This is a genomic window from Paenibacillus sp. P5_B5 (genome assembly GCF_056400365.1).
This window is the reverse complement of sequence record NZ_JBFULK010000008.1, coordinates 134,103-160,947: the sequence shown is the minus strand read 5'-3', so window position 1 is coordinate 160,947 and position 26,845 is coordinate 134,103. Positions and strand designations below refer to the sequence as shown.

Genomic DNA, 26,845 nt, shown 5'->3' with positions numbered 1-26,845 from the left:
TAAACAACCATTTTTTCAGGGTGAATGAATTCTTCAAGCTATGATTCAAAGCCGGAACCTTGATGAACGCTGCGTGGACGGATTGTCCTTACGATCGCTGTTGCCCCCAGATTTCTTGATCTGATACCGCTTAAAGCGGTAGAAATCCGGTGGCAAAGCATACGCTTACGAAGTAGTTTTCCTTCGGAAAACTTGTAGGCGAACGCTTCGCTTCTCCAGGACAATTCCGTCCCCTCCGCTATGCTTATGTAATTTCGTTATCTTGCTTTTATATTCAAAAATACGTACAAATGATCCCTAGTATGGTTATACTGTTCGTGGAGGTGATTGTGCAAATGACGAAGATAATGAAGGCTGAGCTCGATAAGTTATTCCTTGAAGAAGAAGATACTGATAGTACGCCAATTCCTGACTACGAACCACTTACACTTACGGACGACAAATGGCAAGCGATTATTGATAACAATGCTTCATATGATGGGCAATTTTTTTACGCAGTCAAGACCACCGGTATTTTTTGTCGACCCTCCTGCAAATCGAGACCACCTAAGAAAGATAATATTGGTTTATTCCGAACCGCTGAGCAAGCATTATCCGCTAAATATCGCCCCTGCAAGCGATGCAAACCCACTGGTCAGCGATTACCCGTTGCTGAATGGGTAGCTGTGGTGACAGAATATATCGATAGAAACTACATGGAGTCGTTAACGCTAGACATTCTCGCAAATATGAGTCATGGCAGCCCCTATCATCTGCATCGCACATTCAAACGAGTTACAGGTCTAACTCCAGTAAGGTATATACAACAAAAACGGATCGAGCAAGCCAAAGAGCTTCTTATCTCTTCGGATAGAGCTATTTCCGCAGTAGGCCAAAGCGTCGGTTTGTCTAATACTCCCTACTTTATCACCTTGTTTAGGAAGATAACCGGACATACACCAGCTGATTACCGGCAAATACAGAATAGCAATATAGAATCTACATGAATTTATTTTTGATACTTGATCTACTTAAATCTATTTCTGATACTAGATCTACTATGAATTATAATTTGGACTCATGTTACACACAACTTATAGGAGGTATTTGATATGGAAAACAAAACTAATTCACCAATCTATTGGTCTTTACTCACAAATGAGGATTGGAATATGCATATTGCGGCTACATCTGAAGGACTTTGTTATGTCGGATCCCACAACGAACCCTATCAAGATTTGGTTGACTGGTCAAACGCCCGGTTTCCGGAATGTCCACTGACTCAAGATGACAAGAAGCTGCATCCCTATATTGCCGAGCTTATCGAATATTTGCAGGGTGAACGTCAAATATTTAAGGTGCCCTTCGATTATCCAGGAACGCCTTTTCAAAAGTCGGTGTGGAACGCACTCTGTACCATTCCCTATGGTGAAACCAAATCATATTCGGACATTGCTGAACAGATTCATAAAACTAACGCTGTTCGTGCGGTGGGAGCTGCCATTGGCGCAAATCCTGTGTTAATCACCGTTCCCTGTCATCGCGTAATCGGGAAAAGTGGAGCACTTACTGGTTATCGTGGTGGTATAGACATGAAGACAAGGTTATTACAATTGGAACAGGATAGTGTGATGTCTGATGTCACAAAGTAGAGGTACAAGAGGTTGAAACCGGAATATCTATACAAAAACCCAAAAACTCTTCTAAATAAGGGAACAGGTTATCTCTCTGGATATAGTCATTCCCTCAATCCTTATACAGGTTGCTTGTTCGGATGTTACTATTGCTATGTGCGGCAAATGCCGGTCTCTACTTTCCGCGGTGCAGAATGGGGATCGTGGGTCGATATCAAGCAAAATGCGGCAGCCCTCTTCGCCAAAGAATTGCAGAGAGCCAAGAACAAAGGGCCTGTCACAATATTCATGTCTTCAAGCACAGATCCATATCAACCTATTGAGTACAAAGAAAGAGTAACTCGCTCATTACTAGAGGTCATGGTCAAAGATCCACCTGATTTTATATTCGTTCAGACCCGAAGCCCACTTGTTCGTAGAGATATAGATCTGTTTCTGCTTCTTGGGGACAAGGTTCGTGTAAGCATGACGGTAGAAACCGACCGTGAAGATATTCGGAAGCATTTTACTCCGAATGCCCCTTCCATTAGCGCTAGATTAAAGACGCTTCAGTTATTGGCTGAAGCCGGTGTACCTACTCAAGCAACGATTGCCCCAGTGTTACCGAGTAGTGAAGCATTTCCACAACTACTTCATTCACTTGTCAATCGTGTTTGCTTGGATGATTATTTTATGGGAGACGGCAGTGGCGGTAAACGAACACGCAGCTTAGGCATTAAGGCTTTGTATGAGCAAATTGGCTTGGAAGAATGGTATCACCCATCGGCCTACGAAATAGTCTTTGAGCGATTGAAACAAGTATTCTCAAAGGATCAGATTTATGTAAGCCAAAAGGGATTCGAACCTTAATGATCCTATTTAAAGACAGTGTCACACTTTTAATCGATGTTTAAAAGCTTTCGGAATTAACAGCAATGTCAGAATCGTAAACATAACCATAACGATAATTGTCATTGGCATATACAGAACAGGAGTACCCCATATATTGTAAGAGTTATAGGTTTCAATGATATTTCTACTCGCCATGATGTTAGTGGGAAATAAGAGCATTAATTTCCCTATAACGCCTGGAAAGGTGAGGAGCGGCAATATAACTCCTGTTGCAGCTAAACCAAGACTGCTTAAGCTACTTCTGAACGCAGCGGAAATAAGTGCCGTTAATAATAGGAGTCCACAAGCCCCCATCAAGGCTAGTGCATATTGCACGAAAAATGCCTGAAGCTGTGTCAATACGTAAGGACTCTCTTCAAAGACTTGATTTAGCGGGGCATCCCACCCGACAAAGCCATACAGTAAGCTATTGGTTAATAGACAAATACCATAGAAAGCAGTAACCCAGCCAACCGTAAAGATCAATCCTGCCACGAGTTTAGCGGTGACAATGCTTCGTCTTCCATATTGACTAGATAAAATAAGGGAGTCCATTCTATAGTTTGCCTCTCCAGAAAACATCGGAGCTAGTGCCAGCACGATGACGAAGCTGATAAACAAAATACCAGGCCCAGGTAAACCCGAGATAAAATTGAAAAGGCCATTCCAATTCAATGTTATATAAAAACCAGGCGGATCAATCCGTTCCATCATGGTGAGCTTATTACTAATATCCCTGTATTGAAAAGTTTCCTTGTACTCTTGCGTCTCTAGTTGCGCCTTCTGCGCCTTCAGGTCGCTCAGACTACTCGTGAAGAGATCGGCACGATAGGCTGCTGAAGCATATTTTTGCTGAAAGATCCGCTCTGCTTTCTCTTCATAGGTTCCCGTGCTATCTTCTGCCCGTTCCGTTCTTAAGCTAGGCTCGTATTTCTTCGCCAAAGCGGGTTGAATTGGGCCTTCATGGGCAGCGATGAGCTCTGGCTTCGCCTTATTTACAGCAAATATACTATTCATCCCGGGAGAGGGTGTTGTATCCACGAAGAAAAATATCGTAATAGCCAGACACGCAGCAATGGAAATCCAGACTCTGCGGATCATGATCTTACGCAGTTCGAACATTACCAACCGTTTCATTTGGGTACTGTCACCTCCATCGACCTAAAGTAGTGCATATAGACATCTTCCAGGCAAGGACTCACGGGCACAGCACTCTCGCATGGCGATTCCTTGCTAACAACTCGTAGCTCCACACCAGAATCAAGCTGCTGCATATTGACCACAGTACCCCTCTCCTCTATTTGTGCCAGCTGCCGTCCAGGAACCACTGCTTGCCACACTTCCCCTAGCAGTTCAGATGTTAATTCGAGAATCGTCCCCTGACGCAGCAAACTCCCCTGCCTCATTAGCAGCACCTGCTTCGCAATATGGTCGATGTCTGGCACGATATGTGTTGATAAAATAACGATACGATCGCTTGATATTTCGGATATCAGATTTCGAAAACGCACACGCTCCATCGGATCAAGTCCGACTGTCGGTTCGTCTAAAATGAGAACACGCGGATTATTAAGCAAAGCTTGAGCAATACCGAGCCGCCGTTTCATACCACCCGAATATTTGCCGCATTTCTTGTTCAATTCCCCAGAAAGATTGAGCGTATGAGCTAGTACCTCTATGCGTTCACTCGCTTCCTTCTTTGTAAGCCCTTTAAGAGCAGCGACGTATTGCAAAAAATCACGAGCAGTAAAATGATTGTACATACCTAATTCCTGTGGCAGGTAACCAAGCTGGGCACGATATTGATCTCCCATTGCATCCTTGTCTTGTCCATTAAGCAGCACATTCCCACTGGTTGGACTCAGAACGTCTGCTACAATGCGCATAAGCGTTGTTTTACCCGTCCCGTTAGGTCCGAGCAGACCATATACACCCTGCGTCATGGTGATCGAGACGTTATTCAAAATACGATTCTTGCTAAAATTATGTATGATATTGCATAGTTTAAGCTCCAATTAAGAATCCTCCCTTCTTCAAATACCTTCGGTTGTTAATCAAGACTCCACATATCAATGCTGTAGCCATAACTGCCAGTCCCCAGAGCCAAACTAATGCGACGGAATCCGTCCATGTTACTGCCGATTCGTTTGAAAACAGGAACAACCAAAAGATAGGAAGTAGGGCCAGTACCGCCGCTAGTTGTCCAAAGTTCCGTATACGAGCGGATAGAAAAAGGGCAACTGCTGCATTAATAAGTGTCGGGATACACCAGAGTAATGCCACTCTGGGCAGAACATCTCCATCCCATACTGGAATAACAGCAATCATGATAATTCCATTAAGTAAAAAGGACACCACGCCCACCAGCAGAAGTCGGGCTTGTACATACCAATGAAGTGGGATGCAAAGACTGCGTGTAAGCTCCCCCATGCCGCAAAGCATATGACGGGCAGTGCTAGATATGACTACCAGTAGAGGAATGCAGCCAACGACAGGGAGAATCAACATCGGAGGAAGCATCTCACTCCTACTTATAACGAAATATCCCAGAACTAACAACAGCATACCCAGCACAACATCTCTCCACAGTCCCTGCGAGAAAATAATCTGAGTCTTTCTTAGCAAGGTCAGAGAAATGGGACTAGCGGGTGAGGGCAGTACACGCTGTGACTTTCTCCAGCTAGCCATGGCTGCCTCGACAAAACCTCTGGGCGAAGGTGCATCAGGGATTAATTGTATGTTCCTCGCCAACGACTCGACGAAATCGGTCGTCAGATCGTCCTGCAAATCAAGGTTTATGTCATCCAGGTCTTTCCGCTTATCCTTCATTTGAATTCTCCTTTCTTGTATCGATACGTACTCTATCATCAGTTGAGCGACTCAGCATATCACGCAATTTGATCAATGACCGCCTTATGCGAGACTTCACCGTCGCTTCCGATTCCTCAGTCACTGCAGCGATCTCGGTAAAGGTCAACTCACTCTTATATCTGAGGAGTAGTGTATCCCTTTGGACGTCAGACAGGGTTTGTATAGCCGAATACACTTGTCTAACATCTTCACGCAAGAGCACCCCATCGAGAAAATCCCCCTGGGCAGGAACATCTACTGTCAAGTTTTCATTTAAACTTACTTGTCTTGCAGTTTTACTACGAAAATAATCAATGCATATGTGTTGAGCAATCGTGAGTAACCATGCCCTAAAACTTCCCTGATCGCTTTGAAAGGTAGCCAACTTTGCCCATGCCCTTTCGTAAGTCATCTGGGATAAATCCCATGCCAGGTCTGCATCACGTACTTTCCACCTTACAAAACGATAAATATCATCATACGTATGGCGAATCAACAATTCTACTGCCGCCTCGTTACCCTGCTGTGCTTGTATGACCAAGTCCTCTTCTCTGATCTACCTTCCCCTCCTTCCACTTCCTACCTAATACTACGAGATTTTAATTTAAATAGATGCATGCTGCTATATTTCCGATGATTACTAGATACATGAATGCAAAAAACATCGATACCGTAAGAAGTCGGTCGATGTTATCATTGGGCATTTGCCTGTCCAAGCATATGCGCCGTGCTTTATTTTCGTTTCATGCTACGAATCATCTTTTTGGTCTCCTGATCAATTCTGTTCGACTCCGTAATTTTCTGCAAGGCTTTGTTGTAGGTGAAATCGTCCAATGAATTGCTGTTTAAGTATGACATCGTAGGTTCAGGCAACTTCACATAACAGATGGATACTGCCCATGCTACTGCCATTTTCACATAATAACCATCATGGTTAATGCTATCCAGGCGTTGTAAAACTTCGTTAATAAATTCTTCTTCAATGTAATAGTTAAGCAGCATGACCACACCAAAACGGATGTCGTATTCTTGTTTAGATAAAAGATAAGGCTGTAGAAAATCCCAAACTTGCTTCTTATTCGCTTTAGTGAACTTTAAACCTGCACAAAAACTATCGCATACTGACCAATTATCAATTTTAGGAATAAAATCAGCTATGCATTGAAGCCTCTCTTCGATATCTGTTTTGACATATCCAATGACCATGCCTTGAAGCATAATTTCCTCAAAAAATTCATTGTCAGCTACTGCGAGATAAGAGCGCCAATCGTTTTTGGCTATTATAACAGCTAATTTGCGCAGTTCTGGCAATCGGACACCTATTACATTATTAATATTCGGAATTAATGCCGACGCAAATTTTTGATAATCCGCATCAGCTAATTCCAATAACTGTTCCTTAATCGTTATCTCCACTTTTCTACTCCTTTTTGATTGATAGTCTTACGTATTACATTGCAAAGCTGCCTATTGAATCATATGATCTATTCAAATGAAATCTCCCATAAGTAAATGGAAGCAATAGAACCTAGAGGTGAATAACGAAGACGATATGCTTCAAACTGATCTTTGGTAATTGTATCAAGGTTATATAATTTCATCATTCCGCGCCGTATCGCAATATCACCCCAGCTTACGATATCACGACGTTCCATTGAATTGATTAATAACATTTCGGCCGTCCATTTACCGACACCCTTTAACGTCATTAACTTATGGATAACTTCCTCAACTGAAAAGTCATTTAGCTCTTCTAGATTAAAATCACCTTGCACAATCAATTGAGCAATATCTCGAATACTGTTCGCTTTTTTCATCGTTATACCGCATTTTTGAATATCATCGGTAGTCTGCATGGCTATATTATGCGGAGATATTTCTCCGAACTGATCCTGCATTCTTTGCCAAATCGTGTGTGCCGCCTTAGCTGAGATGAGTTGTCCTACAATAGCATAGATGAGCGCAGCGAATAGATCAGGAATGACCTGACGCTCCACCTTGCCCATTCGGGTCATTGCAATCCCTAGCTCGGGGTCTACACTTGTTAGATAATCAATATCTTCTTGTCCATAGTCAAAATACTTTGTATTAACAGTTCGCAAAAGTTAGTATCCTCTACTTTCTGGGAGTATTCACAAACCATCCTTCTTGCATCAATTAACTTACATTTACAAATAACTAAGATGTTCTTCTTAGGAGGGAATTAATGAAAAGTAAACTTATGATGTTGTTCCTTATTGTTACTTTGTTCGCTGTTCATGGAAAAGTATCAGCGGAGCCAGAGTATGCTAAATGGGGGCATATGGCGGTTAAAGAGACCATGAAGAAATATAATGCCTCAATTATTGACTATAAGCATATTGGTCGTACCCAGATAACACCAAATATAACAGAAGAGCATTTCAAGCTTTGGCTTAAAAACGATTTAAAGGAATTTGGAGTCTATGTCACGATCAAATTCAGGACTTCAGATGATCAAGTCATTTCAATTCATTTTGTAGAAACAGATCGTTTGTCATTACTTCTTATATGAATTACGTTGGTAATTTAACGCCATTGGTAATGTGAAAACAAAAGGCTTTTAAACTTGTTTAACAAAAAGACCCGCGATATACGCGGATCTTATATGCTTTACTACAAACTATTATCAACCATGCTACTGCCCTAGAATACTTTCGTAGTCCAGGATTCACAGTTCCATGTTTCTGTAACTACATCACGATAAAATTCCGGTTCATGGGAAATAAGCAGGATGCTGCCTTTGTAAGCTTTGAGAGCTCGTTTCAATTCATCCTTCGCATCCACGTCCAAATGGTTCGTCGGCTCATCGAGCACGAGTAAGTTCGTTTCGTTGTTGATTAACTTACATAGGCGCACCTTTGCCTTCTCGCCACCGCTAAGTACAGCAATTTTGCTCTCGATGTGCTTGGTTGTAAGTCCACACTTCGCTAACGCTGCACGCACTTCGAACTGTGAATAGGATGGGAATACGTTCCATACCTCTTCGATACAAGTGTTATAGTTAGCATCTTTCATTTCTTGTTCGAAATAACCAATTTCGAGATTCTCTCCAAGTTGAACAGATCCGGAAATTGCCTTAATCTCACCTAAGATACTGCGAAGCAATGTCGTTTTACCAATACCGTTCGCACCGACAAGCGCAATCTTCTGACCACGTTCCATTCGTAGGTTAAGAGCTCTTGATAATGGCTCATCATAACCGATTACGAGATCCTTCGCTTCGAAAATTAACTTACTAGATATTCTCGCATCCTTAAAATTGAACTGTGGCTTCGGTTTTTCCTTAGCTAGCTCAATGACATCCATTTTGTCGAGTTTCTTCTGTCTGGACATTGCCATGTTTCGCGTCGCGACACTCGCTTTGTTCCGTGCGACGAAGTCTTTTAGATCAGAAATTTCTTGTTGTTGGCGCTTGTACGCTGATTCAAGTTGTTGCTTTCTCATCTCATAGACCTGTTGGAATTTATCATAATCACCAACATAACGATTTAACTCTTGGTTCTCCATGTGATAAATCAGGTTAATAACGCTGTTCAGGAACGGAATGTCATGAGAAATTAGAATGAATGCATTCTCATACTCTTGTAGGTAACGCTTCAACCATTCGATATGCAGCTCATCGAGATAGTTCGTCGGCTCATCGAGCAATAGAATGTCTGGCTTTTCGAGTAACAGCTTCGCTAATAATACCTTGGTCCGCTGTCCGCCGCTAAGATCATTGACATCCTTATCCAGTCCGATATCGTTAAGTCCTAGTCCGCGTGCTGTTTCTTCGATCTTCGCATCAATCAGATAGAAATCCTGATTCGTTAATGTATCCTGAATCGTTCCAACATCCTCAAGAAGCTGCTCCAACTCTTCAGGAGATACATCCCCCATCTTACCGTACATATCGTTCATTTCTTGTTCCATATCAAATAGATATTGGAAGGCTCCCCTTAGAACGTCACGGATTGATAATCCCTTGCTAAGCACCGCATGTTGATCGAGATATCCAACACGCATACGCTTGGACCATTCTACCTTACCTTCATCGGGCTGAAGCTTACCCGTAATGATATTCATAAATGTGGACTTGCCTTCTCCGTTAGCGCCAATAAGTCCGATGTGTTCGCCTTTAAGTAGGCGGAAGGATACGTCCTTGAAGATCGCACGATCTCCAAAGCCGTGGCTTAATCGTTCTACGTTTAATATGCTCATGAATGACACCTTTTCTTATAAACTTTATACTCGATTTATTATAAACGTTATCGGGTGAATAACTCAATGTTGTAAATTAAATTATTGTCTAATTACAGCGCTAGCCGAGTTGAATCGTGAACACCGCACCATCACGATTACGAGCTGTGATCTTCCCTTTATGATTCTTAATGACTGTTTCAGCAATGGCAAGCCCAATTCCGCTACAACCGCCCTCGCCTTTGTAGAACCTTTTGAAGATATGCGGGAGATCCTTATCCTTGATGCCTTCACCATCGTCAGCGAATTCAATCCTAATCCCATTATCCAAGCTGCAAGTCACCACAATTGTAGATTTAGCATGCCGTACAGAATTGGTCATGATATTTAAGATAGCCTTTTTCATTTCGTCTTTATTGCCATTATAGAGCAGCGGATGATCTGTTCGTTGAAAAATGATCTTTTTACCAGCTAATAAAGGATTAATCTGTTCAATGACCTCTTGGATCGTATCTGTCAAATCAAATTCCTCATGAATGACATTCCCTTCCTTACTATCCATCCGAGACAGGTATAAGAGGTCGCCTACCATATAAGAGAGTCGGTTACTTTCTGTAACAATGACTTTAGCAGCTTCTTCTTTATCCTCAAAAACATTATGCACGATCCCCTCTGCGTAGCCTTGAATCGACATAAGTGGCGTTCGAAGTTCATGAGATACATTCTGGAAAAATGTCTTCTGCTCGGAATCATACTCTGCAAGTCTTACGGCCATCCTGTTCATGTCGTACTCTAGAATAGCGAGTTCCTTCTCCTTGAGATTAAGCGTTTGTCCCTGAAAATTATCTCCTCCAATTGCATTTGCAAACATACCAAGCTTCTTAATGGATGCAACCATTCCGTTCGTGAAGAACAACGTAAGAATCATAGTCAGAAGTGCTGATAGTATAAGTAAAATACATAGTACAAGATTCACATCGGAGACTAGCTTACTGAGAGATTGCACATTTTTGTAAAAAAGAATGGAAGAAGCATCACTAAATTTAGCTTTCATCACATAATAATTAACACCATTAATTAGCGCTTTCGTTGGTGTGTCATACGGATAATCTGCCGTGTATGCATGTAAGGACTCAATTTCTTTGGAGTTATATAAGGAAGTTGTCGATAATACACCTTCTTGGTTTACTACTGGAAGTGTAGTTGCTGGATATATTAACTCATTGGTTTGGTCCGTAAGAATAAACTCCACATTATTTAGGGTATCAGATTGTTGTAAGGCACTATAAATAACATTGGAAACCTCGTTAATCTGTGTCGCTTGTAATGCAACAGCATCGGGATTGGCAATACTTTGACTTGACATTTGGACTGGTAATGTTGATATAGAAACCGGTAAACCTGTCGTGCTGGCTGCTGCATGATTTAATTCCTTCGTTGCTTCTCGTTTGATATAACTGCTAGTGATCAGATTAAAGCAGACAAGAATAAGTACAAAGCTAATCATCGTTGATGTAATCGATATGAGAACCATTTTTTTGCGTATACTGTGCTTCATTCGTCCCCCTCCCTACTAAGTTTGAATCCAAATCCCCACACCGTTTCGATTCTCACATTACTATTTGCTTCTATCAGTTTCTTTCTGAGACGCTTCACTGTATCGTCCGTCACCCTAGTTTCAACAATACTATTATATCCCCATACTTTATTAAGCAGCTCCGCCCTAGACACCGCGCGTCGACTATTCTCCATTAGAAGTGCTAGAAAATTAATTTCCGTTAAAGTTAGGTTCAAATCAGCGTTATGGATTCGTGCTGTTTTTTGTTCAGGTAACAAGGTTAAATCGCCAAATGTAAGACTAGGTACTTGCATCTCTTGTGATTTCTTCTCCATCTCAATTCGGCGGAAAATAGCCTTCACGCGCATCATCAGCATTAATGGACTGAATGGCTTTGTGAAATAGTCATCGCTACCAAGTGTGATGCCAGTAATATAATCACTCTCACCGTCTCTTGCGGTCAACATGATCACAGGAACAGTAGATATTTGACGTAGCTTACTACATATAACAAACCCATCACTTCCGGGCATCATGATATCAAGAATAACTAGATCTGCAGGTTTCTGTGTATAAGCTTCATAGAGTAAATCGCCATTCTTAAAAATCTCTACTATGTAATCTGCTTCTTTATCTAAGAAAGATTTAATGAGATTTCGGATGTTTAGTTCATCATCTGCAACATAGATTAATTTCATCGGTATCACCTCAATTTCCATTATAACAGCTATCAAGACGAAATTTAGCGACTGGTAACATTACCTCAATTTTGCCGCACTTTCACGGAAATTTTAACTAGACTTACCAACTATAATTCAACTATCAAATGACAACACGTCAATTGAAATACAGTAGCACAGCTACTCGAAACTATTGGAGGATTTACGATGAAAATGAAAAAGAAAAATGTTGCAGGATTACTAGGAACCGTATTGCTAATGTCCGTCACTGCGTCTGCAATGGCAGCTGATACAGATATAAAACCTCAGACATTGCCAGTAACACCATCCATTCAAGCATCCATATCCGAACTGCCTAGTTCACAAATGACTGCTGATAAACTGTCTATTGGAAAAACGGATAATTATTTAGCACTTGAAAAAACAGAAGTAACGTCCTCTCAGGTGGCTTTCAAAGTCAATTCATCAACCAAGGATGGATTAGAAGTATTTAGAGTTAATGAAGATAAGTTAAACAATGGTGGTATTCCGTCCGTCGAGGTAACATCGGGTGTGGTTTCAAGGGAAGATCTTGAAGGTGTACTAAAAGATTTGAACTGGACTGCCGAAAAGAAAGAAACGACATTGAAAAATTTTGATCAGAATATTGCCATTCAGAATCAATTAGAGACATTATATAGAGGGTTAGAGAACGCGGACCAGAACGAAGTAAAACAAACCTTGGACAAAGCACAACAATTACAAGCCACTGCTACGGATATTTTCGAAAAAGAACTGTTGAATGCACTAATTGCCAAAGGAATTCTTGTGAATAATGAAAATAATGTGCAAATCATGGATATGACCGCATCAGTGTCAATAGAGCCGGTTCAACTAGATCCGATTAAATAATCGATTCGTAGAACATCTAGTAGAAATCATTATTTATTACAGAGGGTCGAACAGGATTATTTCCTGCTCGACCTTTTGTCATTCGTAAGCTCCTGATCTTTTATTAAGCTTGATTTTGATCTTTTCGTTAGTTTCTTATCTTATCGTTAGCTTCTCACCTAATAGTTAGCTATTAGCCTGCCGTATATTGACTTTCCACAGGAATTCCAAAACCAGCCGAATTACCTTCCAAAGCTCTCTTCAACTTCGCTCTTAATTTGATACACCACTCAGGTTCATTAGGCCATTCTTCTTTAATAGATCTGAGTATACGGACATATCCATAGAGATTAGCAAATCGTCTACAAGCAGGCAGAAGCATAGATAAATCATCTGAAATCGTAAATTCAGTCTTATAGCCATCCAAAAAACATTGTTCTTTCTGACTATAACTTTCGGATGAGACTTCGTCTTGCAAACTATCAAGTGCTTGCTCGATATCCATCGCATACCAGTGGTACATCGAATCATCAAAATCAATCGCATTACAAGAATTAGTCGCCTCATCATAAAATACATTATCGAATTCAAAATCGTAATGAATAAGACCAAAGTTGCTTGTATTCTTAGGGATGGATGCAAAATATAATCTAAGTAAGTCTACTTCCTTCAATGCTGCAGCTTCTGCCGGGTAATCCAGTAGTATCTCCTGAATCCAGTCCAAGACTTCGATATATGACCATCTCCTAGATTGAGTAGGAATATACGCACTAGATAGCTGATGGAGCTTGCCCAGAGCTTTCCCATAGCTGAAAATAACGTGATCACTATAATCGGTCTGGTTCAGCTGTACACCTGATACGCGTTTAAACACAGAAGCATAGTAGTCTCCCCATGGCGTTGGCACCTCTACTAGTTCCTCGTTATTCTTAGAACCCACCGACTCAAGAACACCGTAGTTGTGATCACGAAGATAAGCAATAAATTCAAGCTCCGCTAATAGATTCTCTTTATTCTTCTCTATTGTGGGAGCAAACCGCAATAACTGCGTCTGACCTTGGGATTGAAATGGATAGATAGCATTAGAAGATATTCGATAATACTTAAACAATTCAAGCGATTCTTGATCGTAATCCCAATTATGGATAAGCATTTCAGCCAAATTCGTATTATCAAAAAGATACTTCAAGTTTAACATAGACATACATCTCCCTAATTCTCTTTTATATGATTGATTGCTATTATTCTGATTTTTGCGCGCAAAAAGACCGCAAGGCTATTGCCTGCGGTCTATATATCTTAGTAAGAAGCTTGAATTACTTAACTAACAAGCCCTCTCAATATACAGGAAAATGAGCAGTTATATCCTTAAAATGGCAGACCATTAATGTCTGCCTTCAATATTCAATTACAAATCACCATATCATTAGTAGTAGTTAAATTAGCCTGGCGTTTCATGCCACTCACTCCCTTCAATAAACACATTAACATTATCTTACAACAGACAGGATGTTAATGGAAGTTTATTCTACATTGGACTTGTAATGAGTAAGACTTGTAATCACTAAGAATTGTAATCAAAAATAATCAGAGAAATATGGATGTTCATTATGTATTAGTTTTTCAAATAATTGGATACTGGCCTCATCAGACTGAAAACGCCCGATTTTAGCCAGATAGGTTGGCCGTTTGTAGCCCATGAGCATGGTAGTTAGTGTAGGAATGTCGATAAATACAGAGGGCTTGACCCCTCCTTCTTTCAAAGATCCCTTTCCAGTTTTATCCACCGTTAATGTAAACGTTCCTTGGTTCCATTCCAGCATAGGATCATGCAAATTAAAGACGAGCTTGCGATCCATTTCTTGTGCTTTAAATGGGTATTGCTCAATGAATAGATGGATATCTACGATTCGTGCCATGTAGTAAGGAGCAATGGTTTCCTTAATATCACCATCGTCTAGAAGGAATGCTAGCGGCTCATTTTTATAAATATCCCCTTTAACTAGCGTGATCATGGAGAAGTGGGCACTGATGAAGTTCCATATACCTGTCCTTGCCTCTTCATTGATATATACCATTTCTTTAATGTGAAATATTTCTTCGGCCACCCAGTAGAGCAAGTAACCCATTGGTTGATCGTTGTTATCATAATATATGGCGACCATCATATCATCTAAATCCCAGCGCAAATATTCTTCCCATGCTAACTCGTTACGGAGCATCGCGCCATGACTTTGCATAGCAAATTGGTTGTAGATTGTTTTGATGTCCTCATGTTCAATTGTCACTCGTTCTACATTACCTGGTACCATTCTTAGCTTGGGCAACTGAGTATCCTGGACTTCGAAGGAAATTTTATTGGATATGATTTCCCAGCCTTTCCGGCGATAATAGGGAATCGAATACGGATACAAGTAGGAGATCGATTGCTTCCGATCACGCATATTGCTTAATACATGAAGCATCAGCTTATTCATTAAACCTAAATTGGCATATTCAGGGTATGTCCCTACTCCTGTAAGCCCCCCCATGTCATATATACGACCAAATAGGTTCACCTGAAAGGGGTAAACCGCAATTTGTGAGATGAGTTTATCACCATCAAACCATCCTAGAACATCGGCTTGTTTCAGAATGGGTAACTTGGATTGTGCAATCTCTCTGTTCTCCCAGCCGAATGTTTGTAATTCACGGTTAGTCACTTGAAAAACATAGCGCAGTAAAGCATTGAACTGCTCTCCATGTATGGTTTCGACACTTTTTAGTTTGAGTCTGTCTTGCAACTTTCGGCGGCTCATTAGTTATAACCTCCATTTGTTAGTTCGCACTTCTCGTTAGTTTCTGTCTCGACAATGGGAAATATGTAATAAGCTGTAATTCATCCGTAATAACTATAGATAATATGATAAGCAAACAAGCTGACATCGGTTTAGAGTCGATTTCAGCTTGTTTCATACTATTTAACTTAAATATTGCGTTCTTCGTAATTTATGGCCCTACTTTTCTAATGATAGATTGTTTTCAGCCATTAGTGTCAATTGACGCAAGCTTTGATTGATATGAGTAACAGTTGCAGACAATTCTTGAATAGACGCTACTTGATTATTCGTATAATCATTGATCCCTTGAAAAGCTGTTTGTAGATTTTCAATTCCAACTTGAATATTTTGTGTGATTTCATTTATTTGATCTACGTTATTCTTGGAATTTGTAGCTAGTTTTCTGATTTCATCAGCAACCACACCAAAACCACGTCCTGCATCTCCTGCTCTAGCTGCTTCAATAGCTGCATTCAGACCTAGCAAGTTACTTTGATCGGATACTTCTTTGACAACAGTGGAAATTTGTCCAATTTGTCTGGCTCCTGTACTTACATCTCCCATATGGCGTGAGATATCTTCTAGACGACCTGCTAGATCAGTTACAGAACCCGAGATTTCCGTAAATGAGGTTGCTGCTTTTTCTACGACAGTAGATAAATTTTCGGCGAGATGAAACAGTTCATTTGCCTTCTCTAAACTGGATCCAACCCCTACGCCTCCGATTACTTCACCGTCTAAATTATGTAATGGAATAACTCTAGATGCGAAAGTAACACCGAATAATTCTTTTGGGACAATTCCTAAAATTTCTTTATCGTTACGAATAGCATTGGTTAAGATATCACCTTCAACTAACCTTTCGCCCTCTTTTAAATCAAGCGAGAATGACTTTGCAGGAATAGCAACCAACAGTTTCTCAGTATCGTATACACTAATCGATATATCTTCTTGGATTAGTTTATTAATATAGGGTGCAACTAAAGCAAAAGCCTCTGTTAAGTTCATTTCTTGCTTACTCTTCTCGTTAATTAAATCCACATTGTCCACGTTCCTATCTGATCTATTTTTTTACAAATAAATTTGGAAACATCGTACTATACGGCTTATCCGTATTATAGTTATCGATCATATTTCTGTAAAGCAAATAGCCATTTATTAGGACATAACCTTAGTTATTAGTCAGATTAAGTGTGCTGTTACGATTTGTTTAAATTTTAAGCCTTCTTCTAAAAAAGGATAGTGATTACTTTCTTCGGTTGCTTTATTCATCATTCCAGTTTAGTAGAATCTAGGCTTGCATATTTTTTCATAAATGTTGTAACGAATGATCTATATACAAGTCTTATATATGTTAAGGAATTGAGAGTTTGACAGATTTCGAGGATATATTCATACAATATTTTAAGATATTTATTGATTTGTATTGTCGTTAAGCAGAAATTTTAAAATCAATGTTTAAATATGTTAGTTTAGTTAGATTATTCGTCATTTTATAATAAAATCCTATCTACTTCGACCTTGTATGAGATATAATAACCCTAGTCTAAGGTCTAGCCGGATTCAAAACTTTAGTCGGTTATGAGCTGAATGAGATAACGGTATACTCAAATTAAAGTGATACATAAAAATATAAACAACATGACACTATTGGGTTAAATCGGATTTGGAGGAGAATTATTTGGAATGGATTACAAACACATGGGATTGCATGGTTCACATGGATATGAAACAAGTAAAGGATTTACTACAACAATACTCTAACATGGGCCCTTTACCAGGAATGCTCTTTCCCTTCTTAGAAGCATTATTTCCTATATTGCCCCTTATGGTGTTCATTATGGCGAACTCAGCAGCTTATGGTCTATGGTACGGATTTTTATTATCATGGCTAGGCGTAAGTATCGGGGCAATGACGGTCTTCTGGTTCGTTCGTCTATTCGGTAAACGAGTTGGTTGCTATATTCAAAAGAAGGTAACTGGGATTGAAAGAATCTTCGAATTAATTGAGACCAAAGGATTTACTACTATTTTTATTTTGTTTTGCATACCTTTCCTGCCGTCGTCTCTAGTTCTATTGACAGCAGGTTTAAGTAAAATCAAATTTGCTTCATTCATCATTCCTGCTTTGGCTGGTCGTACTGTTCTAGTAATCATTCTTGCTTTTATCGGTAATGATTGGCTGAAATTCATTCATCAACCTTGGCGTATTATAGTTGTTCTATTCACGATGTGGGTTTTATGGTACTTTGCTAAGAAAATCGAGAAGCGATTGTCTATTCCTAAGCAGTTAGCTGTATCTGGGGCGTCAAATTCAAATTGAACTTTACAGCAAAAACAGGCCTTTAATGGACTACTATTCCATTAAAGGCTTGTTTTTTTGAATTACCTATTCACAGCGCCCACAAATATTCGAGCCTGGATACCCAGCATTTTTTCGATTTGGTTCATAGAACCTACAATCTCATCTTGTAGTTCATCCGTGGAGAGTAGCGGCAGATGTTATGTGTACGAGTGTGAGGCATGATGTCCCAACCTGCTAGATGTAAACGAGTAGCCTGCTCCCAGTTGATGTAATCTCCACTAGTCATCCGGTCCGTAATCACAAATAGCGTGGCAACAAACCCGTATTTTTGTAAAATGGGAAATGCATGATAATTAAGCTTCCACTATGGATAGATAATCAAGCTTCTAGTAAATCCTGACTTACTCGGGCAATTCCGCGATAAGAATAAGCTAACATAGGTACACCGTGTCCGATGCTAATATCATATTCTTCGCACGCTTCTTTGAAGGAATTCATATCATCCTCTGTATAATTCATCAGGGCAGTTCCGTCACCGATTCCTATACATAACAGATAGGTATTACCAACAAGTGAACGACATTCTATAACATAATGATCAGATCGGGTACGACCTTCATTCGTAAAAATGCTAATCTTAGCTTGATTAACAAACTGATCATCAGGTGACATCATCCCTGCTGCTTCCTCTGCTAGTAATGCACTTGATATAACCTCTCCTAGCCCATCCTTTACAAGCAATTCGGCTTCTTCAAATGTATTGATTTTGTTCATTGTTATAACTCCTTTAATATCTAAAATGAAATAATGCTATTGTTAAAAATGATTCCTTATCACAATATTTATCATATCAGCAATCATCCTCACGGCAACTGTAAATATTCTTTTCAGCATCTGGGTAAACCAAAAGCTCCTATCTCTTTGGCCTAATAGACCAGATAGGAGCCTTATACTATAAGCAGCTTATGGAAAAACGCTATGCGGGAGAATTTTTAGCCAAATCTCAGTTTCTTTATCCTTTTTGCTGTAGTCATGATAATTAGTCGCTTCAAGGACATCTCTATAATACCAATGTTCTGGCTTATTATCTGGCCACTGCATCGCATCTTTATGAATGTCTTTGGTCTGGACCTGTCGATCTAATACGCGATTGATTAAGGTCATGGCTTCAGCACGTGTGATGTATTGATCTGGTCTAAAGGTCTTATCCGCATACCCCTTTATCCAGCCTTTGTTCGTAGAGGATGCGATGTACTTCTCTGCCCAATGTCCACTGATATCCGTGAAAAGGTCATTCGTTCTTTCATCCAATTTATCGAATTTTGAGGCAATTGTTGCAAACTCAGCTCTTGTAATTGGCCGACCCGGTGCAAATGTCCCATCTGGATAACCACTTATTACTTTTGCTTTACTCATGGTAGCAATGTTTTTGTTAGACCATCGATCACTCGTCACATCCGGGAAAGAATGCGTGCTAGTAATATAATCTTTGCGGCTGTTTGCTTCCATTAATCGGTAAAAAACAGCGGCTACCTCTTCACGACTGATATTATTCTCTGGCTTCACCATTCCATCTGGATAACCAACGATATAGTCGAAGTGACGATCATATTCTAATTTAGGTGGCTGTACAACAGGAGGCTTTGGTGTTGGTTTCGGTGTTGGAGTTGGTGTAGGAATAGGTGGTGTGTAGGGTTCTGGATCTGGTTTGGGCGTTGGTGTTGGTGTTGGTGTTGAAATTGGCTTAATAATAATTGTAATCGTCGATAAATATTCATCGCCACCTTCACCAGTACTGACTAAGACTGTGAATGTATCCGTACCTACATAATTCGCTTCTGGCGTATATGTCCAGATTCCATCCATATCCACTATTGCTGTTCCGTGGCTAGGGTTGCTTTTAAGGTCGAAATGTAACCAATCCATTTCCAAATCTACTGCTACGGGACCTCCAGATACATCCGTATTTGGCATCGTTACTTTAGTTTCATTGATTATTTTAGGCGGCAAGTTAACGGGATACTCAAATGGTTCAATAACATGAATCGTTCTAACAATTGTTTGGGGCCCTCTAGTCGTATTAACAATTATTGTAAAGCTATCTTCACCCGTAAAGCCTGGTTTTACTTCATATTCAAACATAGGGAGCTTGTAATAATCTAATAGTGTTCCTATCTTTGGCCCATCTACTGGTCCGAAACTAAAATCACCTTGATCAGGATTATCAAATCGTATTGTACCTAGAACGATCCCCCCTGATTGCACTACGTCAACGTTCCGTATTTTGGCATACAGTGCATTTACAAAATAGAGGCTCTCACTCGAATCAATTGTGATACTTTCCTCACTAGTAACTGGAGTTACAATATTATAGCCTGTCACTGTGCTAAACTTAACTGTATAGTTGCCATCTGCTACATTATGAAAGAAGAATTTTCCGTCCTCATAGGTTTTCGTGCTTGCTACTTCCATACCTCCATTCAAAAGCTTTACAGTTACACTTTGCTCAGTTGGGTAGCCTACATCATCAGCATTACCTGTATCATTACCTTTTACATAACCTATAATCGTAGCTTTCCCTGGCGAAACAGCCGCATAGCTTGGAGTAACCATAAGCATAGGAGCCATGAATCCAACTACAAGTGATACCATACATAACCATGACCATACTTTAGTCATCCGTCGTTTCATTTAAGATTACACCTCTATCATTCTGATATTTGACTTTATTATGACTGACCTACAATACTTTGATTTATCAACATTAAGAGTACCATCTTGCTTTTGCGCATTCTATTATCCGAAAGTAGCAAAATAGTCGAAGTTGGGTATACTTTTTTTGATAATGATCCTACCCGAGATAAGTCGTATTAGAGCAAGTGTTAATGGGGAAATTATAGGAATTACCTACCGGAGGCCTAAACATATAATGAAACAGAAATTAAATACGATCTTCGAAATTATGCTTTATGTCATTTGTGGTATATGCCTGATTTATTTCACTATTCGAGGGGTGTATAGCAAGAGCTTTCAAGCTGGCTTGATTATTGCCGTCTTACTCCTCTTTCGAGGCTTAATTAAATGGACCAAAAGTGACTTACCGTCTGCACTTCGATTCTCGGTGCTATTGTTTATTGCGATCACGATGCTCATTGCCAACCTGTTTAATATGTATGCTGTGATACCCTTCTTAGATAAATGGGAGCATCTCCTCTCGGGCGTCATTCTCTGCTTTGCTGGCGTGTATCTCATAAAGTCCATGATGCAAAGAAAAGGTGTCACGGATTTACCTGCTTCGATTATCATCTGGTTTGCTCTCTACTTTTCAGTTGCAATGGCAGGCTGCTGGGAAATTTATGAGTTTACTACAGATCACATATTCGGACTTGCTTCTCAGAATGGTAGCCTAAATGACACGATGATTGATATCATTTGTGGAACGATCGGTGCAATTGGTGCTGTCTTATATTTGGCTTATAAATCAAAAAAACATCCTTTATGAATAGACAGAAGAGAAACCACATGCATATGCATGTGGTTTGCCTGTTTAAGTGGTTTTAGTTTGTCGCATAGGGTTTATTTACTTCAATTGCTTTTCAATAATCATTACAGCTTGATCTGCAGGAATAACGAGTTCTGTTGATTCGAGCATGTCCTTTAATCGCACTTGACCAAGCTTCGTCTCTTCCTCCCCCATCAGTAGCACATAACGAATTCCTTTGGCCGCAGCGGAAGCGAGTGATTTCTTTAACTTGCGCTTACTACCATCTACTCGTGTCCGTATCCCTGCTTTTCGAAAAGCAGATGCAACTTGAAGTGCTGCTAGTAGGGTGTCATCTCCAATAGGTAATACGAGGACTACCTGTTCAGATGGATTCACTTGTCGTAATTTGAGAATTTCCAAGATCGATTCAATTCCAAATGATAATCCGATTGCTGGGTAATTCATATCTTCCCTGTCTACGAGCTTGCCGATAATGGAATCATAACGTCCACCACCACCCAGACTTGAGCCAAATGCTCCTGTTTTATCAAAAATTTCATACACTGTTCCTGTATAGAAAGATAAGCCGCGGGAGAGGAATGGATCAAATATACAGGTGTTATTTAAGCCTGTTTCAGTTAGCATCATTTGTAAAGTTCTAACTTCTTTCGCTCCTACACTATTCGAAAGTTCGTATTTCTCAATAAGCAGCTCCTCGTTCGCGTTATCCAATTGAATGAGCTCTAAGACAGAGTTGGTCAGATCTGAGGATAAGCCTTTGTCAAGCAACTCACTTTCGATCCCTGTCACGCCGATCTTAGCTACCTTATCTAAGGTAAGCATGACAGATAAGCTTAAATCTAAAGAAACACCGACACTTAGTAGTAAATCCTGGAGAAAACGTCTGTTATTCCACCGTATGACAATATCGATCCCTAGCCGGTTAAAGGCATCGACCGCAAGCTGCATAAGCTCCACTTCTGCTTGGGGCCCCTCTATTCCGACGACATCAGCATCACATTGAACAAACTCACGTAATCTACCTCGCTTTACGGGCCCATCACGGAATACTTTGCCCATTTCATATCGCTTAAAAGGTAATGGGAGACTTGGATTCATGGCCACGACTTTGGCGAATGGAATCGTAAGATCGTAACGAAGTGCCAGCCTTCTGTCCCCTTGGTCACTGAGCTCATACATTTCCTTGAGAATTTCATCACCACCGGCATATTTAGAAGCTAGCAGTGACTGCTCATTTAACATAGGTGTTTCCATGGAATCAAAATCATAGATTGTAAATAATTGCTCAAGCTCCCTCTGAACCTTCTGTCTTAGCGCTTGCTCCGTCCCCCAATAATCGAATGTTCCCTTTACATTTTGCATGCGAACCATACCTTTCGTTCCTTATTTTATTTGGCTAAAATAAAAAACGCGCAGGACCTCATGGTCCCGCGCGTGGTATGCCGCAGGGAGGTTAGCGCGAATTGCGTTAGCCCGCCCTGTCAAATGTACAGGTGTGCTAACGCTCTTTGTGATGATGAAGTTGTACGAACAGAAGCTTAATCATATAAGTTCGTCTCCTTCGGCAATCAATTAAAGGTAATTATAGCCAATGATATTATGAAATGCAATAGATACCCTTTCTACACCACTGGTTTTAACTCAAGGTACAGCACTTCTTGCAGATGACTAGCTAAAGCAATCAAGTGATTCCCAATATACACGCCTAATTCGCTTTGTACTTCTTGCGCTGCAGGTACCATTGATAATTGTGCGACGATAACGAGCTTGTCAGGATTATCAACTGCGATCTGCCGAAGACCACTAGACACTAATGCTATGTACTCCTCTTTACGACCAGCCATTATGAGTTCAAAACTGTTCTCTATCACCTTAGTTTCTACTTGAATCTCTTTTTCGTTACGAAGGGCATATTTGTTTAACTGGTCCATAGTACCTTTAACCGTATTCGGATTTGTGAATACAAAGATCTTAGGCTGATCGGTCTCACATACTTTTTGGAATAGAGGGCTATCAATTCTAATAATTGGAACTGGGTATAGATGCTCTTCTTTTAGTGCAGCAGTAAAGAACGTGCATGTAATTAATATCGCATCTACGTGGCTCCTCACAATCCAATCCAGTGATTCATGTACTTTCTTATGAATGGTTTCTTGACTGAAATCTACATCGATTTTCATTCGGTCAAGGCCAGGATCTACATAATGGATCAATTCCACATCATACAAGGCTAAAGCTCTTTCAATATGCTCGATATTCGAGTAATGGGCATGAAAACATCCGATTTTCAACAAAACATAACCTCCAGAAATCAGCTGATTTTATGTGATTTCAACTGTTCTTCAATTCATTAGCCATTGCTGCAAGCTTATTCACTGTTCTCCAATTACGTACAGTCGCTGGAATACCTAGCTTATGTAAATTCGTAAATAACTTCGAATTTTTCACACCTTGCCTTATGAGTAAATACATATCCTTACCTTGAATATGTAATTCTTCCTTATCGCTGCTAGATTTCATTAATAGATTGATTTTCTCTTCAGAAGGAGCTTTGGATAAAAAGGAAACATGCACACCCTCGCCCTCTGTCAATGTATCTTCACGAAATGGACAGTTCTTAATGACTCGGTTAAGCTCCTCTGAAGTCCTGATGATAACGCTAATTGAGAATCCAAATTCCAATTTGATCTCTTCTTCAATTTTCTGCTGCAAGTCTTTAGCGCCTTCTACTGACTCGAATATGATGTTACCACTCTGAATATAAGTCTTCACCCGGCTTACTCCGATGGATTCCATCATAGACTTCAGTTCACTCATTTTGATCATATGATTTCCACCCACGTTAATGCCACGCAGCAATGCAATGTAAATGTTCATAGGTATACCTCATTTCAGTTCGTTTCGTCATTAAAGAATTGCTTTTCGAATCAGATAATTTACAGGAAATCAATGATGATACCGCCGACCGCACCAGCTACAACAACAGTCCATGGAGGAAGTTTCCAGAATATGAGCATCAGAATCAGAATCGTTAGAAGAGCAAAGTCAGCTGTACTTAGAATAGAGGTCGTCCATAATGGATTATAAAGTGAAGCTAACAGGATACCAACAACCGCTGCGTTGATCCCCATAAGCGCGCCTTGCATATGAATATTTCTTCGCATGGAATTCCAGAACGGAAGTGTGCCTACGATTAATAGAAAGGCTGGTAGGAAAACAGCCATTGTAGCGATTAACGCTCCTGTAACCCCACTCATCATCGCTCCTAAATAACTAGCAAAAGTAAATAATGGGCCCGGCACTGCTTGAGTAATTCCGTATCCAGATAAGAAATCTGCATGAGACATTAACCCCGTCTGAACGACTTCTCTTTCGAGTAATGGAAGTACAACATGTCCTCCCCCAAACACTAATGATCCTGCCCGATAAAAACTGTCAAACATAACAACCCAGCTACTGGTAGTAAATTGCCGAAGCAAAGGTAATCCAATCAAGAGAACACCAAACGTGATTAAGCATATCACTGCAAATCTCCGACTGATCACAACATTTAGATCAGGAGCTTTAGGTAATATAGTTCGCCTGTATAAAATAAGTCCTATCAATCCAGCCAAAGCAATCAGCAGAATTTGACTGAAAGCTGTTTGCCACAATAGTGCAATAGAAGCTGTGATAACCGCAATTGTAGCTCTTTGGGGATCAGGCGTTAATTTGACTCCCATACTTAGAATAGCCTGAGAGACAACTGCGACTGCAACGATCTTAAGACCATGAATCCACCCTGCTCCATGTATATCAAATCCCTGCATAAGGAAAGCGAACAGGACAAGGAACAAGATGGATGGCAATGTAAAACCAATCCATGCAGTCAAACCGCCTAGAATACCTGCACGCATAACACCTATTCCAATACCGACCTGACTACTGGCAGGACCAGGTAGAAACTGACATAGAGCAACCAAATCTGCATAGCTTCGTTCATCCATCCATTTGCGACGAAGGATATATTCATTGTGAAAATAACCAAGATGAGCGACCGGACCCCCGAATGAAGTTAAACCAAGCTTAGTGGATACAACTAATACTTCCAGTAGAGCACTAATTTTACTTCGCTGCTCATGTTCAGGGCTGTTTTGATTTAGTTCCACCCACTTACATCCTCCTGTTATTAAATCAACTTAACTCAATGATTCTCATATATAGAATTATTCTACTATTTTCAGAAAATAAAATATATGTCTAAATTTCTAACGGCTATTATTAGATGATGCATGATCAGACTTCTAACATATTAAACTTCGCACTCTTTCAACTGACAAAGTTAATAGCTCTAAGTCATCAGTCATTCTCATGTCCTTTTCGTATAACTCATGTAGCGCTTCAATATCCTTCAATAGATGTCCAGTTAGAATACATACAGCTGTTTCATCCTTTTCTATGAATCCCTCTGCTCGTAATTTCTTGAGACCAGCAAGAGTTGCCGCAGAAGCGGGTTCACAGCCAATACCGTTACGATCTATGATTCGTTTAGCAAACATAATCTCTTCATCACTAACCGCAACCGTCGTACCATGTGTAAGCTGAATGGCTCTCGATGCTTTTCTCCAGCTTGGCGGATTTCCAATATTCATTGCACTAGCCCGCGTATAAGGGTTTGCTTCCGGTATTAGCCTACTCTCTTGTCTTTGTACCATGCGATGGAACGGGCTCGCTCCTTCTGCTTGCACGAGTGCGATTCGAGGTAGCTTGTCAATCATCCCTAGTGTCCATAACTCTTCTAGACCCTTGCCAAGTGCTGACACATTACTTAAAGCACCGCCAGGAATTGCAATCCAATCCGGCATCTGCCAATTAAGTTGCTGAGCGAGTTCAAATACAATGCTTTTTTGTCCTTCGATCCGGTAGGGATTCAGAGAGTTGCATACGTATAAATCTAAGTCGTCTGCCCATTGTTCTAGAAAACGAATGCCATCATCATATGTCCCTGTGAATCTCAGTATTTGGGCCCCGTATGCAGCGGTTTGGCTGATTTTGGCTGGAGAAATATTGTGTGCTGGTGCGAATACGAATGATGTGAGACCACACCATGCTGCGTAAAGAGCAAGCGATGCCGAGGTGTTACCTGTAGAGGAGCAAGCAAACATCTGCTTTCCTAAAGATAATCCATGCGATACGACGACTACCATCCCATTATCCTTGAACGAACCGCTCGGATTTTCACTTTGCGCTTTTAGCTGAATTGCCTTTAGTCCCGCATACGCTGCACTTGTCTTCGATTCATATAACCCGGTGTTCCCTTCACCTCTAGTGATTAGTGAAAATTCAGGTAATTCTGGAGCAATTAACTCGTGATATCTCCAAACGCCACTCGCGTGAATAGTCCCTCGTTCCATTAATCTGCGATCGAACAAATGCTTTAGTTGATCACCATCTAGCTTACTTAAATCTCGTTTAATCTCGAGTACACCTCCGCATGTACAACGGATTGGCCAGCCTTCATTCACTTCCACTCCACATTCAATACAACGTAATACATGATGTACTTGTTCTTTCATTTGAATGCCCCCTTCAATTT

At 40.4% G+C, this 26,845-nt stretch carries 28 protein-coding genes; 7 read left to right on the top strand and 21 right to left on the bottom strand.

The window, feature by feature from the left end:
• Positions 1-38: 38 nt before the first annotated feature.
• On the bottom strand, positions 39-224 hold the full coding sequence (locus tag AC1DOK_RS12965; RefSeq protein ID WP_477554693.1) for a hypothetical protein: 186 nt from the start codon (positions 222-224) through the stop codon (positions 39-41).
• A 111-nt stretch (positions 225-335) separates the two neighbouring features.
• Between AC1DOK_RS12965 and AC1DOK_RS12960 the strand changes: the two genes are divergently transcribed.
• The 3 genes from AC1DOK_RS12960 to AC1DOK_RS12950 all read left to right on the top strand — a co-directional run bounded on the left by AC1DOK_RS12960 (position 336) and on the right by AC1DOK_RS12950 (position 2,462).
• Positions 336-986, top strand: coding sequence for a bifunctional transcriptional activator/DNA repair enzyme AdaA (locus AC1DOK_RS12960; RefSeq protein WP_477554692.1), 651 nt, complete (start codon positions 336-338; stop codon positions 984-986).
• A 105-nt stretch (positions 987-1,091) separates the two neighbouring features.
• Positions 1,092-1,631 (top strand): methylated-DNA--[protein]-cysteine S-methyltransferase, encoded by a 540-nt coding sequence (locus AC1DOK_RS12955; protein ID WP_477554691.1) that lies wholly within the window; start codon positions 1,092-1,094, stop codon positions 1,629-1,631.
• Between the two features lie 12 nt (positions 1,632-1,643).
• Entirely contained in the window at positions 1,644-2,462 is an 819-nt protein-coding gene (locus tag AC1DOK_RS12950; protein WP_477554690.1) for an SPL family radical SAM protein, read from the top strand.
• Positions 2,463-2,483: 21 nt separating this feature from the next.
• On the opposite strand, the gene AC1DOK_RS12945 is transcribed toward AC1DOK_RS12950, so the two are convergent.
• The 6 genes from AC1DOK_RS12945 to AC1DOK_RS12920 all read right to left on the bottom strand — a co-directional run bounded on the left by AC1DOK_RS12945 (position 2,484) and on the right by AC1DOK_RS12920 (position 7,435).
• Positions 2,484-3,620: an ABC transporter permease gene (locus AC1DOK_RS12945; protein ID WP_477554689.1), complete on the bottom strand. Its 1,137-nt coding sequence runs from the start codon at positions 3,618-3,620 to the stop codon at positions 2,484-2,486.
• Positions 3,617-4,498: an ABC transporter ATP-binding protein gene (locus AC1DOK_RS12940; RefSeq protein ID WP_477554688.1), complete on the bottom strand. Its 882-nt coding sequence runs from the start codon at positions 4,496-4,498 to the stop codon at positions 3,617-3,619. Before AC1DOK_RS12940 ends, AC1DOK_RS12945 begins: the two co-directional genes overlap by 4 nt.
• Positions 4,488-5,312 carry a hypothetical protein gene (locus AC1DOK_RS12935; RefSeq protein WP_477554687.1) on the bottom strand — a complete coding sequence of 275 codons (825 nt, stop codon included), beginning with the start codon at positions 5,310-5,312 and terminating at the stop codon, positions 4,488-4,490. Before AC1DOK_RS12935 ends, AC1DOK_RS12940 begins: the two co-directional genes overlap by 11 nt.
• The gene (locus AC1DOK_RS12930; protein ID WP_477554686.1) at positions 5,302-5,874 is read right to left on the bottom strand and encodes an RNA polymerase sigma factor; all 573 of its coding nucleotides are present in this window, start codon (positions 5,872-5,874) and stop codon (positions 5,302-5,304) included. The genes AC1DOK_RS12935 and AC1DOK_RS12930 overlap by 11 nt, the downstream gene beginning before the upstream one ends.
• 191 nt (positions 5,875-6,065) lie before the next feature.
• Positions 6,066-6,749: a DNA alkylation repair protein gene (locus AC1DOK_RS12925; RefSeq protein ID WP_477554685.1), complete on the bottom strand. Its 684-nt coding sequence runs from the start codon at positions 6,747-6,749 to the stop codon at positions 6,066-6,068.
• Between the two features lie 68 nt (positions 6,750-6,817).
• Positions 6,818-7,435, bottom strand: coding sequence for a DNA-3-methyladenine glycosylase family protein (locus AC1DOK_RS12920; RefSeq protein ID WP_477554684.1), 618 nt, complete (start codon positions 7,433-7,435; stop codon positions 6,818-6,820).
• 104 nt (positions 7,436-7,539) lie between these two features.
• On the opposite strand from AC1DOK_RS12920, the gene AC1DOK_RS12915 reads away from it, so the two are divergent.
• Positions 7,540-7,866: a DUF3889 domain-containing protein gene (locus tag AC1DOK_RS12915; protein ID WP_477554683.1), complete on the top strand. Its 327-nt coding sequence runs from the start codon at positions 7,540-7,542 to the stop codon at positions 7,864-7,866.
• Positions 7,867-7,997: 131 nt separating this feature from the next.
• On the opposite strand, the gene AC1DOK_RS12910 is transcribed toward AC1DOK_RS12915, so the two are convergent.
• The 3 genes from AC1DOK_RS12910 to AC1DOK_RS12900 all read right to left on the bottom strand — a co-directional run bounded on the left by AC1DOK_RS12910 (position 7,998) and on the right by AC1DOK_RS12900 (position 11,789).
• Positions 7,998-9,554, bottom strand: coding sequence for an ABC-F family ATP-binding cassette domain-containing protein (locus AC1DOK_RS12910; protein ID WP_477554682.1), 1,557 nt, complete (start codon positions 9,552-9,554; stop codon positions 7,998-8,000).
• A 100-nt stretch (positions 9,555-9,654) separates the two neighbouring features.
• Positions 9,655-11,091 (bottom strand): sensor histidine kinase, encoded by a 1,437-nt coding sequence (locus AC1DOK_RS12905; protein ID WP_477554681.1) that lies wholly within the window; start codon positions 11,089-11,091, stop codon positions 9,655-9,657.
• Positions 11,088-11,789, bottom strand: coding sequence for a response regulator transcription factor (locus AC1DOK_RS12900; RefSeq protein ID WP_477554680.1), 702 nt, complete (start codon positions 11,787-11,789; stop codon positions 11,088-11,090). Before AC1DOK_RS12900 ends, AC1DOK_RS12905 begins: the two co-directional genes overlap by 4 nt.
• A gap of 189 nt (positions 11,790-11,978) precedes the next feature.
• Between AC1DOK_RS12900 and AC1DOK_RS12895 the strand changes: the two genes are divergently transcribed.
• The gene (locus tag AC1DOK_RS12895; RefSeq protein ID WP_477554679.1) at positions 11,979-12,662 is read left to right on the top strand and encodes a hypothetical protein; all 684 of its coding nucleotides are present in this window, start codon (positions 11,979-11,981) and stop codon (positions 12,660-12,662) included.
• Between the two features lie 172 nt (positions 12,663-12,834).
• Here AC1DOK_RS12895 and AC1DOK_RS12890 read toward each other — a convergent pair whose 3' ends face one another.
• The 3 genes from AC1DOK_RS12890 to AC1DOK_RS12880 all read right to left on the bottom strand — a co-directional run bounded on the left by AC1DOK_RS12890 (position 12,835) and on the right by AC1DOK_RS12880 (position 16,501).
• Positions 12,835-13,839 carry a phosphotransferase enzyme family protein gene (locus AC1DOK_RS12890; RefSeq protein ID WP_477554678.1) on the bottom strand — a complete coding sequence of 335 codons (1,005 nt, stop codon included), beginning with the start codon at positions 13,837-13,839 and terminating at the stop codon, positions 12,835-12,837.
• Positions 13,840-14,218: 379 nt separating this feature from the next.
• A complete protein-coding gene (locus tag AC1DOK_RS12885) occupies positions 14,219-15,439 on the bottom strand; it encodes a GNAT family N-acetyltransferase (protein ID WP_477554677.1) in 1,221 nt (406 codons plus the stop codon).
• Between the two features lie 198 nt (positions 15,440-15,637).
• Positions 15,638-16,501, bottom strand: a complete 864-nt coding sequence (locus AC1DOK_RS12880) for a methyl-accepting chemotaxis protein (RefSeq protein WP_477554676.1) — start codon at positions 16,499-16,501, stop codon at positions 15,638-15,640.
• A 640-nt stretch (positions 16,502-17,141) separates the two neighbouring features.
• Here AC1DOK_RS12880 and AC1DOK_RS12875 point away from each other — a divergent pair.
• Entirely contained in the window at positions 17,142-17,783 is a 642-nt protein-coding gene (locus AC1DOK_RS12875) for a TVP38/TMEM64 family protein (RefSeq protein ID WP_477554675.1), read from the top strand.
• A gap of 133 nt (positions 17,784-17,916) precedes the next feature.
• Here AC1DOK_RS12875 and AC1DOK_RS12870 read toward each other — a convergent pair whose 3' ends face one another.
• The 3 genes from AC1DOK_RS12870 to AC1DOK_RS12860 form a co-directional block, all read right to left on the bottom strand.
• Positions 17,917-18,102 (bottom strand): polysaccharide deacetylase family protein, encoded by a 186-nt coding sequence (locus tag AC1DOK_RS12870; RefSeq protein WP_477554755.1) that lies wholly within the window; start codon positions 18,100-18,102, stop codon positions 17,917-17,919.
• 41 nt (positions 18,103-18,143) lie between these two features.
• A complete protein-coding gene (locus tag AC1DOK_RS12865; RefSeq protein ID WP_477554674.1) occupies positions 18,144-18,539 on the bottom strand; it encodes a hypothetical protein in 396 nt (131 codons plus the stop codon).
• A gap of 189 nt (positions 18,540-18,728) precedes the next feature.
• A complete protein-coding gene (locus AC1DOK_RS12860; protein WP_477554673.1) occupies positions 18,729-20,456 on the bottom strand; it encodes an S-layer homology domain-containing protein in 1,728 nt (575 codons plus the stop codon).
• 238 nt (positions 20,457-20,694) lie between these two features.
• Between AC1DOK_RS12860 and AC1DOK_RS12855 the strand changes: the two genes are divergently transcribed.
• Positions 20,695-21,267 carry a DUF2238 domain-containing protein gene (locus AC1DOK_RS12855; protein ID WP_477554672.1) on the top strand — a complete coding sequence of 191 codons (573 nt, stop codon included), beginning with the start codon at positions 20,695-20,697 and terminating at the stop codon, positions 21,265-21,267.
• 78 nt (positions 21,268-21,345) lie between these two features.
• Here the strand turns inward: AC1DOK_RS12855 and AC1DOK_RS12850 are convergent, their stop codons facing one another.
• The 5 genes from AC1DOK_RS12850 to thrC form a co-directional block, all read right to left on the bottom strand.
• On the bottom strand, positions 21,346-22,641 hold the full coding sequence (locus tag AC1DOK_RS12850) for a histidine--tRNA ligase (RefSeq protein WP_477554671.1): 1,296 nt from the start codon (positions 22,639-22,641) through the stop codon (positions 21,346-21,348).
• A gap of 251 nt (positions 22,642-22,892) precedes the next feature.
• Positions 22,893-23,564, bottom strand: coding sequence for a hypothetical protein (locus AC1DOK_RS12845; RefSeq protein WP_477554670.1), 672 nt, complete (start codon positions 23,562-23,564; stop codon positions 22,893-22,895).
• Positions 23,565-23,601: 37 nt separating this feature from the next.
• Positions 23,602-24,147 (bottom strand): DUF1697 domain-containing protein, encoded by a 546-nt coding sequence (locus tag AC1DOK_RS12840; protein WP_477554669.1) that lies wholly within the window; start codon positions 24,145-24,147, stop codon positions 23,602-23,604.
• 59 nt (positions 24,148-24,206) lie between these two features.
• Complete coding sequence (locus AC1DOK_RS12835) at positions 24,207-25,418, bottom strand: chromate transporter (protein ID WP_477554668.1); 1,212 nt, start codon at positions 25,416-25,418, stop codon at positions 24,207-24,209.
• Between the two features lie 135 nt (positions 25,419-25,553).
• On the bottom strand, positions 25,554-26,825 hold the full coding sequence (thrC, locus tag AC1DOK_RS12830) for a threonine synthase (protein ID WP_477554667.1): 1,272 nt from the start codon (positions 26,823-26,825) through the stop codon (positions 25,554-25,556).
• Positions 26,826-26,845 lie beyond the last annotated feature (20 nt).